Source organism: Streptomyces radicis (assembly GCF_003626575.1).
Taxonomy (GTDB): Bacteria; Actinomycetota; Actinomycetes; order Streptomycetales; family Streptomycetaceae; genus Streptomyces; species Streptomyces radicis.
Window position 1 is genome coordinate 107,997 of the sequence record NZ_RBDY01000015.1, and the last position, 16,353, is coordinate 124,349.

Consider the following 16,353-nt stretch of genomic DNA (forward strand, 5'->3'; position numbering starts at 1 on the left):
GATCGTCATCCGCGAAGCTGTGCCGCTCGCTATCCATACCTTGCATGTCTCTTGCAGCATATGGGACTCTGTGGCTCATTGAACTGCCGCGCGTCGACGGGACGGTACTGCGATGCACATCGCTGAGGTGCGGGCCTATGTGCTCAAGCTCGCACACGACCAGGTCTACCTGGGGCGCCTCGACGACGGCAGCGAGCTGACCGAGGACCGCGGCTATGTGGTGCGGGCGCCCTGGCGCAGCCTGTACGCCTCCCGGTTCGAGACCCTGCTGGTCGCGATCACGGCCTCGGACGGGACCACGGGGTGGGGCGAGGCGCTGGCCCCCGTGGGGCCCGAGATCCCGGCCGAGATCGTCAGCCGCCTGCTGCGCCCCACCCTCATCGGCGCCCGCGTCGGCGGCGTGCGCCCCGCGTGGCACCGGCTGCGTGACCTGATGCGCGAACGTGGCCACCTGACGGGCCACCAGGCCGACGCGCTGGCCGCCGTCGACATCGCGCTCTGGGACCTTCTTGGCAGGCAACGCGGCGTGCCCGTCGCCGAGTTGCTCGGCGGCGCCTTCCGCGGAACGGTCCCCGCCTATGTCTCGGGGCTGCCCGCGGACACCGACGAGGCCAGGGCCGCCCTGGCCGCCGACTGGGCCGCGCGGGGCGTCACCCTGATCAAGCTCCACCTGGGCAGGGGAGTGCGCGAGGACCTGGCCACGGTGGACGCCGTGCTCGCGGCCGACGAGCGGCTGCGGGTGGCCGTGGACGCGCACTGGGCCTATGGCGTCTCGGACGCCGCCCGCCTGGGGACCGCGCTGCAACGGCGCGAGCGCGTCGCGTTCCTCGAGGCGCCCCTGGCCCCCGAGGACGTGGAGGGCCACCGCGAGCTGCAACGGAGGCTCGACCTGCCCGTCGCCATCGGCGAAACCCTGCGCAACGCCTACGAGTTCCGCCACTGGCTCGACCGCAGGGCGCTCCGCGTCGCCCAGCCCGACGTGGCGCGCACCGGGCTCACCGAGGCCCTGTCGATCGCCGAGCTTGCCGCGGCCCACCACGTGCCCGTCGCCCCGCACCACTCGGTCGGCCTCGGGGTGGCCACCGCCGCAGGGCTCCACCTGGCCGCCGCGCTGCCCGACATGCCGTACTTCGAGTACCAGCCGACCACCTGGGAGGCGGCGAGCCGGGTGCTGCGCGCCCCGCTGGTCGGCACCCCGGGCACCGGGCTGCCCCTGCCCGAAGGCCCGGGGCTCGGGGTCGACATCGACGAGGACTTCGTCATCCGTCACGCCACCGTCCACCCCTCGGCCCACCGCTCGGCCCACCACCCTTCCGCCGATCCCTCGGAGAACCGATGAGCAATGTCGTCCGCGGACTCGTGCCGGTCCTCGCCACCCCGTTCCAGCCCGATGGAGCCCTCGACCTGCCCTCCCTGCGCACCCTCACCGAGTTCCAGCTCGACGCGGGAGCCGAGGGCGTCGCCGTGTTCGGCATGGCGAGCGAGGGCTTCGCCCTGACGGCCGACGACCGGGAGGCCATCCTCCGCGAGGTCACCGCCGTGGTCGCGGGCGCCGTCCCCGTGGTGGCGGGCGTCGGCGCGACCAGCCTGGCCACCGCGCTCGAGCAGGCCGGGCAGGCGCTGACCTGCGGAGCGAACGCCCTGATGGTGCTGCCCCCGTTCCTCGCCAAGCCGTCCCCCGGGCAACTCGTGGAATTCTACGGAACGTTGGGTGAGGCCACCGGTGGCTCGCTGATGGTCCAGGACGCGGCGGCCACCACGGGGGTGCCGATGCCCGTGCCGCTGCTCGCCGAGCTCGGCGGGCTTGCGGGCGTCGACTCGGTGAAGATCGAGTCCCCGCCCACGCCGACCAAGTGCGCGGCCATGGTCGCCGCGGCGCCCGGCGGCTTCGACGTGCTGGGCGGGCAGAACGCCCTGTTCGTGCTCGACGAGCTGGCCGCGGGCAGCGTCGGCACCATGCCCGCCTGCGAGTTCACCGACCTGCTGCGCGTGGTGCTCGACGACGCCGCGGCGGGCCGCGACGAGCGGGCACAGGCCGGGTTCGAGCGCCTGCTGCCGCTGATCCGCCACGGCATGCAGCCGGGCCTCGCGTGGGCCGTGCACAAGGAGGTGCTGGTGGAGCGCGGCCTGATCTCCTCGGCCACGGTGCGGCTGCCCGCCGCGGCGCTGCCGCCTGCCGCGGCCGCGGGGCTGCGGCGGATCCTCGCCCGCCTGGCACTGCCCCCGGTGGGCGCCAGGCAGCTGGCGGGCGGCGGGGCGTGAGCCCGGCCGGGCGCGGCGCGTTGGTCGTCGGCGCGACCTCCCCGATCGGCCTGGCGATCGCCCGCGCGCTCGCCGATGACGGCGTCGCGGTCGCCGGGTGCGGGCTCGAACCGGGCCCGCGCGAGGAGCTCGCGGACTCCTTCACGCACTCCTTCGCCTACTACACAGCGGCCGACTGTGCGCGCCCCGAGGGCGCCGAGGCGGCGGTGGCGGCCGCCGTCGGCGCGCTGGGGCGGCTCGACGTCCTCGTCCTGGCCGCCGCCGCGATGCCGGTGGCCCGCGCGGGGGACACGACCGAACGGCAGTGGCGGCTCGCCCAGGAGGCCACCCTTGACACCGCCTTCTACCCGGTCAGGGCCGCCCTGCCCCATCTCGGCCCGGGATCCGCGATCACCGCCGTCACCTCGGTCAACGCCTTCCTCGCCGCGCCCGGGCTCCCCGGGTACGCGGCGGCCAAGGCGGGAGTCGAGGGCCTGGTGCGGCAGTTGGCGCTCGACTACGGGCCCGCGGGGATCCGGGTGAACGCGGTGGCCCCCGGCATGATCGGCGACGGGGCGGGCGGCCCCGCGCTGCCCCGGGTGACCGAGGGCTACCCGCTGGGCAGGATCGGCCGCCCTGAGGAGGTCGCCGCGGCGGTCGCCTTCCTCTCCTCGCCCGCCGCGTCGTTCATCACCGGGACCGTGCTCCCCGTGGACGGCGGACTCTCCATCTCATCCCCCGCGGCCTGGCTGCGCCCCGACCTGCGGGCGAGGTTCCTGTTGGAGCCAGGGTCCCCGCCGGGGGCCACGAGCGAGTGAGCGCGCCGCCCGGACAACGCCCCTCCGGGCGGCGTGGCCCCCGGGCGGAGTCCGGGCCCGGGAGGTGCCACGCCGCAGACCGGTCCCCGAAAGCCGCCCGGGCAGGGCTCAGTTGCGGGCGTAGTGCAGCCTTCCGCCCTGGGTGTCCACCAGGTAGAGGATGTCCTGGCCGCTGGCGTTGCGCCGCACCGCGAGCCGGTCGATCGGTAGCCCTGGGGCGACGGAGGCGCTGCTCCATGTGCCGCCCGACTCGGTGGCGACCCGCGCGCGGTCGGCGCCTGACGCGGTGGCGAAGTAGACGCGCTTGCCCTCCGTCTCGTCCCATGTGAGGCCGAGCGCCGCGGTGGTCTGGCCGCCCGAGTACACCGTCTGCCGCGCCCACGCGCCGTCGCGGAGGTAGGCGTACCGCACATGGAAGAGGCCGCCGCTGGTCGCCAAGCGGTAGCGGTAGGCGACCTTGGGGGAGGTGCCGTCGAGGGTCAGCTTGGCGCTCTGCACCGCGGGGCCCGCCTCGTCCTGATAGCTCTCCCCGGCCTCGATGGGCTGGATCACATCGGCACTCGCCGGGGTCACGGGGACGGCGGCCTCGGCGCCCGCGTGGTCCCTGAACACCCCGGTGGACGGGCTGTACTTCAGGTAGGACAGCTCGTGCCTGAAGGCCGACGAGGGGGCGAGTGACCACTCGAAGAGGAGGTGCAGATCGCCCGCCGAGTCCACCTGGAGGTCGTCCGGGTAGACGGACCGCCCGTCGGCGGCGGCGAAGCTGCCGACCTTGCTCCAGGACGACGCGTCGTTGTCCCAGTGGTACAGGTTGCCCGCGCGCCGCGTGCCCTCCTGCACCCGGGCGATCAGGTAGAGGTCGCCCTCAGGGGTGCTGGTGAGCACCGGGTAGGTGACGTTCTTCCCCTGGTCGGGGAGGTCCGCCGCGTGGTTGGTCGGGGCGCCGCCCGTGGTGTCCGAACGGAAGTACCGCCACGTGTTGTTGTGCATCGAGGCGAAGACGTGGAACCGCCCGCTGCCGTCGCGGGCCATGGACGGCTGGTTGTGGCCGATGTCGTCGGTGTACTCGGCGGGGCCGCCGCCGTTCAGCACCGGCAGCCTGCTCCAGCCGCCCGAGGGGTCGCGGCGGGCGATGGCGACGCGGTGGGTGCCGGGCTGGGAGCCCGGCTCGTTGAACGCGAAGTAGGCGTACTCCCCGGCGCCCCGGTAGGTGGCGACGGGCGTCCACCAGGCGGCCTGGTTGGAGGAGTCCATCGGATAGGGGACCTCGGTGAGGTCGGCGGGCGCGGCTGCCGCGGGGGTGCCGAGCGGCAGCACGGTGGCCAGTGCGGTCGCCAGCACGAGGAGCAGGCGCCTCAGCGGCACGTTCATGGAGTCATCTCCCTTAACATGCATGGAACATGCGTGATGCAGGGAGCGTTGCCACATGCTGAGCACACGTCAATGCTTTCTGCGCCGCCCGGTGCAATTGATGCCCGCACGGGGGTTGACGCGGGCTCAATATACGGTCGACGATCCCACATGTTGCATGTGAGATTCACTGGAGACGGCATGGCTTCCGATCAGGGCAACAACCAGAGCGTCGAACGGGCGGTGTCCGTGCTGCGCGCCTTCCTCGCGGGACCGCCGGAGCTGCGCGTCTCCGACGTCGTGCGGCACACCGGGCTCGGCGCCTCCACCACCTCCCGGCTCCTGACCACCCTGGAGTCGCTGGACTATGTCGAACGCGACGGCGTCAGCGGCCTCTACCGGCTCGGCGTCGCCCCCATCACCCTGGGCGGGGTCGCCCTCAACCAGCACCCGGTGCACCGCGAGGCCAGACAGCTCGGCCAGGAGCTCGCCGCCCGCGTCGGCCTCGGCGTCAACGTCGCGGTGCGCCGCTCCGCCTCGCTGTTCTACCTGCTCAACTTCGAGGGCCCGCTGGCCCCCCGCAACACCGTGCTCAGCGGCCAGCGCAAGCCCCTGCACGCCACCGGCCTCGGCAAGTGCCTGCTGCTCGCCCTCGACGCGGGCGAACGCAGGGCCCTGCTGCCCGACGAGGCCCTGCGCCCCTTCACCGCCCGCACCCTCACCAGCCACCGCGCGCTCGACGAGCACCTGGCCGAGGCGGCGCGGCGCGGCTACGCCACGGAGGTCGAGGAGTTGGCGCACGGCCGGTCCTGTGTGGCGGCGCCCATCAGGGACCGCTCAGGGGCCATCACCGCCGCCATCTCCATATCGGGGCCGCTCTCGACCGTCGATCTCGACCGCCGCAAGCGGGAGTTGGCCCGCGCAGTGATCGAGGCGGCCGACTCCGTGAGCGTCGCCCTCGGCTATGTCGGACCACCGGGGCCCGGCACGGACGCCGGGCCGCCCGCCGGTGCCGCGGCGCGCGCCGGGGGCAGGTCATGACGCCCCTCATCGGCGCGGCCCGCCCCCGGCGCGGCGAGCGGCTGTCGAACACCGCGTTCGCGCTGCTGCTCACGCTCCCCGGCATGGCCCTGTTCGCCGCCATCGTCTGCTACCCGTTGATCGCCTCGCTGGTGACCGGCTTCTTCGAGCAGTCCCTCGTGCTGCCCGGGCGTTCCTTCGTGGGCCTGAGCAACTACCGCGAGGCGCTCCAGGGCGACTTCTGGCCGGTGCTGCGCCAGACGGCGGTCTTCACCCTGGGTGCCACCGCGATCCCGTTCGTCCTCGGCTTCGCCCTCGCCCTCGCGTTGAACTCGGGGATCAGGGGCAGTGGCTTCCTGCGCGGCCTCTTCCTCTTCCCCTGGGTCATCCCCGGCGTCGTGGTGTCCTTCCTGTGGATGTGGATCTTCAACGCCAACTACGGGGTGCTCAACGGCGTGTTGACCCGGCTCGGCCTGATCGAGGAGTCCGTCGGCTGGCTGGGCGAGCCGGGGACGGCGATGCTCGCGGTGATCGTCACCAAGAGCTGGGCCAGCTTCCCCTGGATCATGGTGATGATGCTGGCCGCGCTCCAGACCGTGCCCAGGGAGCTGCACGAGGCGGCCGCCGTGGACGGCTCCGGGGCGATCCGCCGCTTCTTCACCGTCACCTGGCCCGGGGTGCGCGGGGTGGCGGCGATCGCGATCCTGCTCGAGTTCATCTGGAACTTCCAGCACTTCGACACCATCTACGTGCTCACCGGGGGCGGCCCCGCCGGGTCCACCGAGACGTTCGCGGTGGCCGTGTACCGGGAGGCGTTCCACGGCTTCGACCTGGGCCGGGCCACCGCGCTCGGCGGGCTGTGGATGGTGCTGCTGCTCGGTCTTGTCGGGCTGTATCTGCGGATGTTCGAGAGGGAGACCGACCGATGAGCGCCATGGACACCGTGACCCCGGCCGTGCGCCCTGCCAAGGGCGGGCCCCCCGCGCCACCCGCCCCCGCCCCCGTGAAGCGCCGACGCAGGGCCGACCAGAGGCGTTCGAGCGTCGCGGCGTGGGCGGCGGTGGGCGTGATCGGGCTCTTCGGGCTGCTGCCCGTCTACTGGATGCTCGTCACCGCCCTGAGCCCGGACGACCGGGCGTTCCGCTTCCCGCCCGACCTGTTCCCGCGGGCCGTCACGCTCGAGCACTTCCGCGCCTTCGCCGAGAACGAGGCACTGTTCCGCTACATGCTCAACAGCGTCGTGGTGGCGTCGATCACGGCGGTGCTCAGCGTCGTCGTCTCGGCCTACATGGGCTACTCGTTCTCCAAGTTCCGCTACCGCGGCCGCACATCGTTGATGAACTTCGTGCTGGCCTCGCAGATGTTCCCGCAGGCCCTGCTGCTCATCACGCTCTACGCGGTGTTCAGTGAGTTCGGGCTGCTCAACACCTATGCCGCGCTGATCCTGTCCTTCACCACCTTCACCATGCCGCTGTGCGTGTGGATGCTGAAGGGGATCTTCGACACCGTGCCCGACGCCCTGCTCGAGGCGGCGGCCATCGACGGCGCCTCGCGCTGGCGCACGCTGCACACCATCGTCGCCCCGCTGGCGGCGCCCGGCATGGTCGCCGCCGGGCTGTTCGCCTTCGTCCGCGGCTGGAACGACTTCATCTTCGCCCTCACCCTGGCCGACCGGGACACCCAGACCCTGCCGCCCGGGCTGGTGAACACCTACATCGGTGAGTTCCAGACGTCCTGGCCCGCGCTGATGGCGGCCTCGCTGATCGTCTCGCTGCCCGTGGTCATCGCGTTCACCTTCCTCCAGCGCTACCTGGTCGGCGGGCTCACCGCCGGGGCCGTCAAGAGCTGACCCCGACCCCCGAGAGCCGACCTTCACCGAAGAGTTGAAACAAGGAGAACTCCCATGTCCAGATTCCGCACCCGCCAGGGCCTGGCGCCCGGGACAGCGCGCCCGGGGGCCGGGCTGCGCCGCCGAGACACGCTGCGCCTGCTCGGCCTCGGCGCCATGGGGGCCGCAGGCGCGGGGGCGCTGTCCGCGTGCGCGCCGTCCGGCGGCTCGGGCGGCGGCGGTGGCGACGCGTCCGCCTCCACGTTCGGCTTCTCCTCCTGGTCGCTCAACGAGGAGGCGAGCAAGCCGGTCGTGGAGGCGATCGTCGCCGACTGGGAGAGCGCCGAGGACGTCAGCATCGACGCGGTCTCCTATCCCTACAACGACTACCTCACCCAGCTCACCCTCAAGCTGCGCGGCGGCCAGGTCACCGGCGCCGTCCAGCTCGACATCGCCTGGCTCGGCGCCCTCGCCCCGATGGGCAGGCTCCTCGACCTCTCGGACGCCGCCGCCCGCGGCGGCTACACCGAGGCCGCGCTGACCAGCGGACAGTACGAAGGGACCCAGTACGGGCTGCCCTGGACCACCGCCTCCATCGGGCTGATCGCCAACTCCACCCTGCTCGACGCGGCCGGGATCACCGAACAGCCCACCACGATCGAGCAGTTCGAGGAGGCGCTGCGCGCGCTCAAGGACCTCGAAGGGATCACCCCCTACGCCGCGGCCACCAAGGTGGCGCAGCTCAAGGACATCTTCCCGTGGATGCGGACCTTCGGCTCCACCCTGGTCGAGGGCGACACGGTCACCATCGGCGACGACGCCTCGGTGGAGGCCGTCGAGTGGTACAAGCGGCTCTACGACGACGGGCTCATCGCCGCCGACGTCGACCGCTTCGACGCGCGGGCGCTGTTCGCGCAGGGCAGGGTGGGCTTCTACGACGACGCGGTCATCGGCAAGGGCGCGACCATCGCCCAGGCGAGCGACCCCGCGCTCGCGGACGCGATGGTGCCGGTGCCGCGCCCGGTGCTCGCCTCGGGGGACGCCCCGCAGGCGCTGCTGTGGGGGCATGTGATCGTGGTGGTCGACGGCGAAGGCTCGGACGCCGCGACGGAGTTCGCGCTGCACACCACGTCCGACACCGCGACGGTCGCCGACTACTTCGAGCGCCTCGCGCTGCCGCCGACCACCGCGGAGGGCCTGGGTGACCCGGCCGTCGCGCAGGACGCCTTCACCACCGAGTGGACCGAGCGGATCACCGCGACGGCGACCCCGGGCCCGTTCTGGCACCTCACGCAGAACGCGCAGATCGAGGAGGTCGTGGCCCAGCAGGTCCAGGCGGTGCTGGTCGGCGGGTCATCGGCCAGGGACGCGATGAACGCCGCGCGGGAGGAGATCACCGGGCTCATGGAGCGTTGAACGGGCACGCGGCGCGGCTGGCTCGGCGCCCGCCGGGCAGGGGCGAGGCCCCGTCCGGCGGATCTGCTTCGGGCCCGCGCCTCCGCCAGGCCCCGAGGCATCTGCTCGTGGGGCACCCGCCCGGGCCGGGGAGGGGTCTGCTTGTGGGGGCACCTCTCAGGCCCCGGAGGGGCCTGGGGGCGAGCACCGCGTCCGACGGCGCGGACCGGCGCTCGAACCCCGCCCGGGCAGGGCTAATGCAGGTAGCCGAGACCCGTCGAGATCTGGTCGGCGTACTCGATGGCCCGGCGGGCCAGCTCGGCCTCCCGCTCCGGCAGGTCGAGCGCGGACAGCGAACCGGAGACGGAGAGCGCCGCGACCACCTCGCCCGAACGGTCCCTGACCGGGGCCGCGAGGCACGCGCGGCCGAGGGCCAACTCCTCGACCTCGGTGGCGTATCCGCGGGCGCCCACCTCGTCGAGCGCGTCGAGCAGCGCGTCGAGGCGGGTCAGGGTGCGGCCGGTGAAGGCGGGGTACTCCTCGCCGAGGAGCGCCCTGACGTCCTCGGCGCGCCTGCCGCACAGCAGCGCCTTGCCGAGCGCCGTGGCGTGCAGGGGCGCGAGGCGCCCGGTGAGGGTGAACGAGCGCGGCGCCCTCGGGCCCTCGAAGTGGCACAGGTAGAACAGCTGGTCCCCGTGCCGCTCGGCGACGTTGGCGCCCAGCCCTGTCTCGTGGGCGAGGTTCTGCGCGACCTGGCGCGCGGCGCGGTGCACAGGGGACTGGTTGAGCGCGACGCCGGCGAGCGAGATCAGCCGGGGGCCGAGCCTGTGCAGCCCGCTGCGCTCGTCCCGCGCCAGATATCCCAACGCCTCCAGCGCGCTGACCAGGCGGGAGACGGTGGACTGCCCCAGCCCGGTCAGCTCCACGAGCTCCGCGATCCGGCGCTCGGGGTGCTCGTCCGTGAAGTACGCCAGCAGGGACAGCGCCCGTTCCACGCTCTGGGTCCCCGCCACTGCGGTGCCCACGCTGGGATTCATACGCGACGCCATGGATACCCCGATCCCTTTAGGAGTGCCATCCAGATAGTGGATCCTACAGGCCATGTTCGCGGCTTCTCGCACTCCGCCCGTGCACAGGGGGTTGACGGCGTGCGCCATGTGGGAGAGGTTCTCACAAAATGAATCGCTCATGCCAATAAAGAGCCGGAGGACCACATGAAGGCGCGGGCACTCATCGCCGCAGGGACGCTCATCGTCGGCGTCATCCCAGGGGCCGCCGCGGCGGCGGCCGCGGAGCCGGACTCCACCCGCGCCGCGGCCCCCGGGGACCCGACCGCCGCACAGCCGGTCCTGCTGAACCAGAGCGGATTCGGCCTCGGCGAGCCCAAGCGGTTCACCGCGCCGCGGGCCGAGGACGGCGCGGCCTTCGAGATCACCGACGCCTCGGGCGAGGTCAGGTACCGGGGCAGGGTGCACGGGGGCGTGGGCGACTTCACCGCGTTCGACCCGCGCGACACCGGCGACTTCGTGGTCACCGTCGAGGGCGCGGCGGGCGTCGGCACGTCGGTGCCCTTCGGGATCGGCGCCTACTGGATCGACCGGGTGTCCTACCAGCGCGCCATCGAGTTCATGTCGGGGAGCCGCTGCTACTTCGGCGACTTCACCCGCTTCGCCGACGGGCCGGGCCTCGCCAGCGACGAGTACGGCCACCGCGAGTGCATGAAGGCCGTGACCTGGCGCGACGGGGCGCACTACTCCCGGGAGATCCAGACGCTCGTCGACCTGTACTTCGTCAACCCCAGCGCGTTCGAGCAGGTCTCCGTGGACGACGCGATCTACGAGGGGCTGCCGGTGACGCTGCCCGATGACACGCCCGAGATCGTGCGCCTCATCCACTGGGGCGTCGAGCTGCTGCTCGCGGCCGACGTCAACGAGCCCCAGCTCAAGGAGCAGTTGGCGGCCTTCGTGCACGCCTATCCCCAACTCGCCGCCTACATACCGGCCGACGTCTACGAGCGCGCCCGCGACCATGTCTTCGCCACCTGGGGCGACCCCGCGGGCGACCGCTACTACTGGCAGGCGTTCACGCCCCACACGGGCGATCTCTTCCAGACGTACACCCAGGTGGGCACGGGCAAGGGCGAGTTGCCCCCGGGCCACTCGGTGTGGCCCAACGTGATGATGTACGAGGTCGCGCTGCGCGAGGGCCGCGACGACGCCGAACGCTACCTGAACGCCGCGCGGGACCAGGCCGCTTGGCTGGTCGGCAACCTCGACCTCGACGACCCCGCCGTCACCAAGGGGCAGCGGCAGAGCGAGTATGTGCTGATCACCGGCCTTGTGCAGTTCGCCGAGGCCTACCCCGACCAGGCGCCCGAAGGCATCGAGGGGTTCGTCCGCGACTGGGCGCGCGTCGCCACCGAACGCTCGGACAACCTCTGGGACTTCCGCCGCTACTCCGACGAGCGCTGGACCATCCCCGCCTTCACCGGCGGCGGCGCCGACGACCCCAACGAGACCGGCAACGTGGCGGGCTTCGCCGCGCCCGCGCTCGCCGCCGCCCGGCTGCTCGGCGACGACGACCCGCTGGCCGACCGGCTGCGCGAGATCGCCGCGGCACACGTCGACAACCTCTTCGGCCGCAACCCCACGGGCCGCCACGCCTCGTACGACGCGCCGAGCGAGCAGGACGGGTTCGAGGGCGTCGAGCGAGGCTGGTTCTCCGAGTACCAGGGCGGCGCCGGGCTGCTGGAGAACCTGCCAGGCGTGCTCGACGGCAGCCCGAAGAACGGCCACTACCCCTTCAACCCGGGCACCGGGAACATCGGCCACACCGAGGGCTGGGTCGCGTTCAACGCCGCGTGGAACGAGTCGCTCGTCTGGCGCGCCGTCGACCAGACGCGCCTCGACGTGCTCAACCGCCGCGGCGACCCCGTGCGCGTGGTGCCCCGCCGCGGGGAGGTGACGGTGGAGCTTGCCGCGCCGCTGAACCTGGACGCCGAGTCCCTCGACCAGGGCACGGTCGAGGTCCGCGTGGGCGACCGCGCCGCCGAGGCGCTGACCGTCACCCAGACGGGGCCCAATACCACGACGTTCCGCGGCACCCTCGACCTGGCCACGCTGGGCGCGCGCCACGGCGACGAGGTCACGGTGTCCTACGGCTACGGCTCGTTCGCGGTGTCGCACTCCTTCACCGTGGTCGGACGGTAGGTCCGGGGCGCCGGGCCGCCGCGCCCGTTCGGCGTCGCCAGGTCAGACGATGCCGGTCAGGCCCTCGATCGCCGCCGTGGCCCACTCCTGCGCCCCCACCGCCGTACCGGCCACCACCCCCGTCGCGACGGGGGCGAGCACCCCCCTGAGCAGGGCGACCGCGCGGCGGAGCCTGCCCTCCTCAGGGGGGCCAGGGCGCGTGATGGCCGTGAGGACGTCCCGGGCGGCTGACTCGGCGTCCTCGCGGTCCCGATCGGCGAGGCCAGCCTGGGGCAGCTGCCTGAGCAGGTCCTCGATCCGCTCGGCGAGCGCCTCGAAGCCGGGCGCGACCGCGCTGTTGTTCCGCTGATTCTGGGTGACCTCCCCGTTGTTCCAGGCCAACTGGGCCCCTGACACCTCGGCGTTGAACACCGGGCCCTGGGAGTGGTGCTCGTTCTGCGGGTCGTTCATGTGGCGGAACCGTCCTCGTCGGTCTGTCGCTGGATGACGCTCGTGTTGTTCCACGCGAGCTGGGCGCTGTGCACCGCGGCGTTGAAGACCGGGCCGTTGAAGTGGTTGACGATCGTCGGCGGGCGCTCGTCCGGCTCGGCGCTCGGCACGACCCGCAGCGACGTGCGGAGCCCGACCAGGTCGACGCGCCCGTTGGCCTGCACGGCCACGCCCCGCGTCCCCGGCACCGAGCAGTCCACCAGCCGACCGCCGCACGCGTCGGCGAAGCGCGCCCCCGTGGCGGCGCAGTCCGCGAACTCGCTGTCCGCGACGTCGAGATAGGCGGAGTCCACCCCGCCGAGGCCGAACGCCTCCGAGCCGGTCACGGTGAGGTTCCTCGCGACCAGCCGCCCCTTGCCGTACGCGAGGGCGCCCCCGCTGCTGACCGCTCGCGCGGCGCAGTCGTGCAGGAACAGCTGCGCGTCCTCGGCCACGCCGAAGCCCAACGGCCCGCGCTCGGCCACCGCGCGCCTGAGCGTGACCCGGGCCTGGCCGAGGACCGACACCGCGGCGAGGTCGAAGCCGTGGAACGCCGCGTCGGTGACGTCGGCCGTGGTGCCCCCGCCGCCCCAGATGTCCAGGCCCGCGGAGCAGCGCTCCACGCGGACCCGCTCGAACACGGCCCTGGAGTCGCCGAAGACGCGCAGCGCCGAACCCGTCAGATCGCGGATGTCCAGGCGGGTGAAGCGGCCCCTCGCGGCCTCGGTCACCGCGACGCCGACGTTTCCCCCGATGACGCGGCAGCCATGCACCTCGGGGGCCCCGCCCTTGGTCGAGAACACCGCGACGTTGCCCGCGCCCACGACCTCGCAGTCCTCGAACCTGCCGCGGCCCGCGGTCTGGACGTTGATCCCGGTGTCACGGCAGTCGGTGAACGAGCAGCCGCGCACGACCGGATCGGCCCCGCTCGCCACCGCGATCCCGTGCTCCGCGTCGGTGACGCGCGTGCCGTCCACCGAGCCACGCGACTGGACGCTGAACATGATCGCCTCGGCGTGCACGGCGTCGATCCTGCCCCCGACCACGGTGAGCTCGGCCCGCGTGTCCGCCATCAGGGCGGCCTTCCCCGTGCCGGTCAGCTCGCACCCGGTGACCCGGGCCCGCGCGTCGCTGACCCGCACGCCATGGATCAGGCTGCCCCCGATCCAGCTGTCGCCGATCGAGACGTCGGCGCCCTCGATCACCGCGACGGCGTTGTCGGCGGCGTCGACGAACCGGCACCGTTCGACGACCCCTTCCGCCCCGGCGAAGAGGGTCCGGCCGTGCCTCACGACGCTGTCCCGCAGCGTCAGGCGGGTGCCGGGCCTGGCGTGCAGGCCGACGCCGTTGTGCGCCCGGATCTCGGAGCGCTCCAGCGTGAGCGTCCCCGCGTGGCACCCGACGACGTCGGCGTCGCGGCCGATCAGCACCAGGCCGTCGATGTGCACCGACCCGAAGGCGTCGAGGACGGCGCCGCGCGGTCGGCTCACCACGACGGAGCCGGGGCCTCCGACCGCCACCAGCGCCACCTCGCCCCGGACCGTGAGCGCCTCCTCGTAACGCCCGGGCGCGATCTCGACCGCCGCGGCCCCGCCCCGCGCGGCCGCGGCGGCGAGCGCGGAGGCGATGTCGCGATGGGCACGACGACCGCCGTGTGGCGCGACGACATACCTCGCGACCATGCCCACGCCCTCCCCCCACCGCTCACGCGGAGCCATCTGCCGATGCTACCCAAGGAGTTCGGGGAGGGCCGCCCCCCGCGCCCCCGCGACTATTCCTCGACGAGGTGTCGTTCGACGTCGGCAACGGCTCGAAGACCGCGCTCATCGGCGCCAACGGGGCGGGCAAGAGCACCCTGCCGCGCCTGGTGAGGGGCGAGGAGCGGCCGCACGGTGGCAGGGTCACCGTGGACGGCGAGCTCGGCGTGATGCCGCGGTTCATCGGCCGCGCCAAGGGCGGCACCACGGTGCACGAGCCGCTGGTCGATGAGCCCGCCGCGCTCTCCGTGCGCCCCGGTGGCCCGCCGTGGCAGCGCGCCGACATTCCGCTCCCGCACGCGCGGGGGGATCAGCGGCGCGGCGCCGCGCCGAGCGCGGGCAGGATCGTCTCCCCGACGCGGTACGCCTCCTCGAGCAGGGGGTTCCCCGAGAGGATGAACGTGTCGACCCCCAGATCCTCGTACTCCTTCAGCCGCTCGACGACCTGGGCGGTCGAGCCGACGACCGCGGTGCCAGGACCCGGCCTGAAGAGACTCATGCCGGGCCAGAGGTTCGGGTGCCGCTCCAGCTCGCGGGCCCGCGCCGGGACCCGGCCGCCGTGCTGCCTGAACTGCCGCTGCCAGCCGACCCCGTCCTCGCCCGCCCGGTCCCCGAGCTGGCGGGCGTAGGTGGCCTCGCTCGTCACGTCGAGCAGCCGGTCGGCGACCGCCCACGCCTCGTCCTCCGAGTCCCTGACGATCAGGTGCACGCGCAGCCCGAAGCGCAGGGTCCTGCCGTGCGCGGCGGCCGCCTTCCGCACCCGGTCGAGCTTCTCGGCGAGCTGCGCGGGCGGCTCGGCCCACGTGAGGTAGACGTCCATGTGCTCGGCCGCCACCTCGATCCCCGGCGGCGACGAGCCGCCGAACCACAGCGGCACATGCGGGGTCTGCACCGGCCCCAGGTCGCCGAACGAGGCGCCCGCGCCGGTCAGTTCGTAGAAGCGCCCCCGGTGGTCGAAGACCTCGCCCGCGGTCAGCCGTTTCACGATCGACCAGTACTCCGCGCTCAACGCGTACCGCTCGTCGTGCTCGACGTTCAGCCCGTACTCGCGCAGGGCCCTGGTGGAGCCGTTGACGACGTTGAAGCGCAGCCGACCGCCGAAGAGGGTGTCGAACGTGAGCGCCATCTTCGCCAGCAGCGTCGGGGAGATCAGCCCGGGGTGGACCGCGAGCAGGGGGTGGAAGCGCTCGCTCGTCGAGGCGGCCAGGGCGCTGCCGAGCGGCCAGACGTCGTGCAGGTCGGTCGCCAGCAGCGCGCCGCTGAAGCCGAGGCTGTCCACCGCCCCGGCGAGCCGCCGCAGATAGCGCGCGTCCACGGGGCGGCGCCCCTCGGGCTCCCAGGGGTAGGCGCCCTCGCGCGGAATGATGTACCAGAGGACTTCGGAGGCCATGGCGTTCTCCCTCAGGGGCGGCGGGCGACGGCGTCGGCGACCCGCACCGGGGTGTCGATGAAGCCGACGCGGGCGAAGACGTCGGCGGCCTGCTGCTGTTCGGCGATGAAGTCGTCGCCCACGCCCTCGATGCGCCAGGGCAGGGAGCGCAGCGCCGTCTCCCAGTCGTCCACGTCGCCGCCCTGGTGGTCGGCGGCGATGGCGGCGGCCTCGCGCGGGTGCGCCTCGGCCCAGGCGTCCGCGCGGCGCAGGGCGCGCAGCAGCGCCTCGACCACATCGGGCCGCTCCTCGGCCAGCGCCCTGCGGGTGAAGAACACCGAGCGGTCGGTGATGACGTCGCCGGTGGGGACCAGGACGCGGAGGCCGCCGCCGCGCAGGGCGGCGGCCAGCCGCGGGCCCTGGGCCACCCAGGCGGCGATCGCCCCTGACCGCAGGAGCTTCTCGCTGTCCTCGCCGCCGCGTTCGGCGACGATGTCGGTGGCGTAGGAGAGGCCGTGGTCGTCGAGCGCCTTGGCGACCAGGTGCGTCTGCCAGGAGCCGATCGCCAGGTGCACGGTGCCGCCCGCGAGGTCGGCGACGCTCCGCGCGGGGCTGTCATCGGCGACGAGCAGGGCGCCGTGGTCGGGGCGCGGGGCGGAGACGGCCGCGTAGACGAGGTCGTGCCCGGCCGCCTGGGCGGTGATCGGCGGGGTCGATCCGGTGCCGCCGAGGTCGATGACGCCGTCCGTCAGCAGCCGCCCGGTGCGCACGCCGTTCTCGTAGGGGTGGAACGCCACGGTCTCGCCCACGGCGGCCAGCTCGTCCGCCGCGTGGTCGAGGCGGGAGAGGTAGTAGAGGGTGGGGTTGCTGTCGTGGACGCCGATGGTGACGGTCATTC

14 protein-coding genes and 1 pseudogene are annotated in these 16,353 nt (G+C 73.3%); 9 read left to right on the forward strand and 6 right to left on the reverse strand.

What is annotated here, in order from left to right:
* Positions 1-112: 112 nt before the first annotated feature.
* From D7318_RS19760 to D7318_RS19770, 3 genes are read left to right on the forward strand one after another with little or no spacing between them, the layout of a single operon-like run.
* The gene (locus tag D7318_RS19760) at positions 113-1,339 is read left to right on the forward strand and encodes a mandelate racemase/muconate lactonizing enzyme family protein (protein ID WP_120698456.1); all 1,227 of its coding nucleotides are present in this window, start codon (positions 113-115) and stop codon (positions 1,337-1,339) included.
* On the forward strand, positions 1,336-2,262 hold the full coding sequence (locus tag D7318_RS19765) for a dihydrodipicolinate synthase family protein (RefSeq protein ID WP_120698457.1): 927 nt from the start codon (positions 1,336-1,338) through the stop codon (positions 2,260-2,262). Before D7318_RS19760 ends, D7318_RS19765 begins: the two co-directional genes overlap by 4 nt.
* On the forward strand, positions 2,259-3,059 hold the full coding sequence (locus tag D7318_RS19770; RefSeq protein WP_120698458.1) for an SDR family NAD(P)-dependent oxidoreductase: 801 nt from the start codon (positions 2,259-2,261) through the stop codon (positions 3,057-3,059). The genes D7318_RS19765 and D7318_RS19770 overlap by 4 nt, the downstream gene beginning before the upstream one ends.
* Positions 3,060-3,167: 108 nt before the next feature.
* Here the strand turns inward: D7318_RS19770 and D7318_RS19775 are convergent, their stop codons facing one another.
* On the reverse strand, positions 3,168-4,430 hold the full coding sequence (locus D7318_RS19775; protein WP_230423909.1) for a BNR-4 repeat-containing protein: 1,263 nt from the start codon (positions 4,428-4,430) through the stop codon (positions 3,168-3,170).
* Positions 4,431-4,610: 180 nt separating this feature from the next.
* Between D7318_RS19775 and D7318_RS19780 the strand changes: the two genes are divergently transcribed.
* The 4 genes from D7318_RS19780 to D7318_RS19795 are packed head-to-tail and all read left to right on the forward strand — an operon-like array spanning position 4,611 to position 8,673.
* Positions 4,611-5,450 carry an IclR family transcriptional regulator gene (locus D7318_RS19780; RefSeq protein WP_120698459.1) on the forward strand — a complete coding sequence of 280 codons (840 nt, stop codon included), beginning with the start codon at positions 4,611-4,613 and terminating at the stop codon, positions 5,448-5,450.
* Positions 5,447-6,358, forward strand: coding sequence for a carbohydrate ABC transporter permease (locus D7318_RS19785; protein ID WP_120698460.1), 912 nt, complete (start codon positions 5,447-5,449; stop codon positions 6,356-6,358). Before D7318_RS19780 ends, D7318_RS19785 begins: the two co-directional genes overlap by 4 nt.
* Positions 6,355-7,278, forward strand: a complete 924-nt coding sequence (locus tag D7318_RS19790) for a carbohydrate ABC transporter permease (protein ID WP_120698461.1) — start codon at positions 6,355-6,357, stop codon at positions 7,276-7,278. Before D7318_RS19785 ends, D7318_RS19790 begins: the two co-directional genes overlap by 4 nt.
* Before the next feature lie 54 nt (positions 7,279-7,332).
* A complete protein-coding gene (locus D7318_RS19795; protein WP_120698462.1) occupies positions 7,333-8,673 on the forward strand; it encodes an ABC transporter substrate-binding protein in 1,341 nt (446 codons plus the stop codon).
* 233 nt (positions 8,674-8,906) lie between these two features.
* On the opposite strand, the gene D7318_RS19800 is transcribed toward D7318_RS19795, so the two are convergent.
* Positions 8,907-9,677, reverse strand: coding sequence for an IclR family transcriptional regulator (locus D7318_RS19800; protein ID WP_230423910.1), 771 nt, complete (start codon positions 9,675-9,677; stop codon positions 8,907-8,909).
* Between the two features lie 189 nt (positions 9,678-9,866).
* Here D7318_RS19800 and D7318_RS19805 point away from each other — a divergent pair, with 189 nt between their 5' ends.
* Entirely contained in the window at positions 9,867-11,861 is a 1,995-nt protein-coding gene (locus tag D7318_RS19805) for a hypothetical protein (protein WP_120698464.1), read from the forward strand.
* 42 nt (positions 11,862-11,903) lie between these two features.
* On the opposite strand, the gene D7318_RS19810 is transcribed toward D7318_RS19805, so the two are convergent.
* Positions 11,904-12,311: a hypothetical protein gene (locus tag D7318_RS19810; RefSeq protein WP_120698465.1), complete on the reverse strand. Its 408-nt coding sequence runs from the start codon at positions 12,309-12,311 to the stop codon at positions 11,904-11,906.
* Positions 12,308-14,047, reverse strand: a complete 1,740-nt coding sequence (locus tag D7318_RS19815) for a right-handed parallel beta-helix repeat-containing protein (RefSeq protein ID WP_230423911.1) — start codon at positions 14,045-14,047, stop codon at positions 12,308-12,310. Before D7318_RS19815 ends, D7318_RS19810 begins: the two co-directional genes overlap by 4 nt.
* A 68-nt stretch (positions 14,048-14,115) precedes the next feature.
* Here D7318_RS19815 and D7318_RS34060 point away from each other — a divergent pair.
* Positions 14,116-14,235 (forward strand): annotated as a pseudogene (locus D7318_RS34060) (ATP-binding cassette domain-containing protein); the annotation flags it as partial.
* A gap of 161 nt (positions 14,236-14,396) precedes the next feature.
* Here the strand turns inward: D7318_RS34060 and D7318_RS19825 are convergent.
* Both D7318_RS19825 and D7318_RS19830 read right to left on the reverse strand, forming a co-directional pair.
* Complete coding sequence (locus D7318_RS19825) at positions 14,397-15,476, reverse strand: LLM class flavin-dependent oxidoreductase (protein WP_120698467.1); 1,080 nt, start codon at positions 15,474-15,476, stop codon at positions 14,397-14,399.
* An 11-nt stretch (positions 15,477-15,487) separates the two neighbouring features.
* Positions 15,488-16,351 carry an ABC transporter substrate-binding protein gene (locus D7318_RS19830; protein WP_120698468.1) on the reverse strand — a complete coding sequence of 288 codons (864 nt, stop codon included), beginning with the start codon at positions 16,349-16,351 and terminating at the stop codon, positions 15,488-15,490.
* Positions 16,352-16,353: the final 2 nt, after the last annotated feature.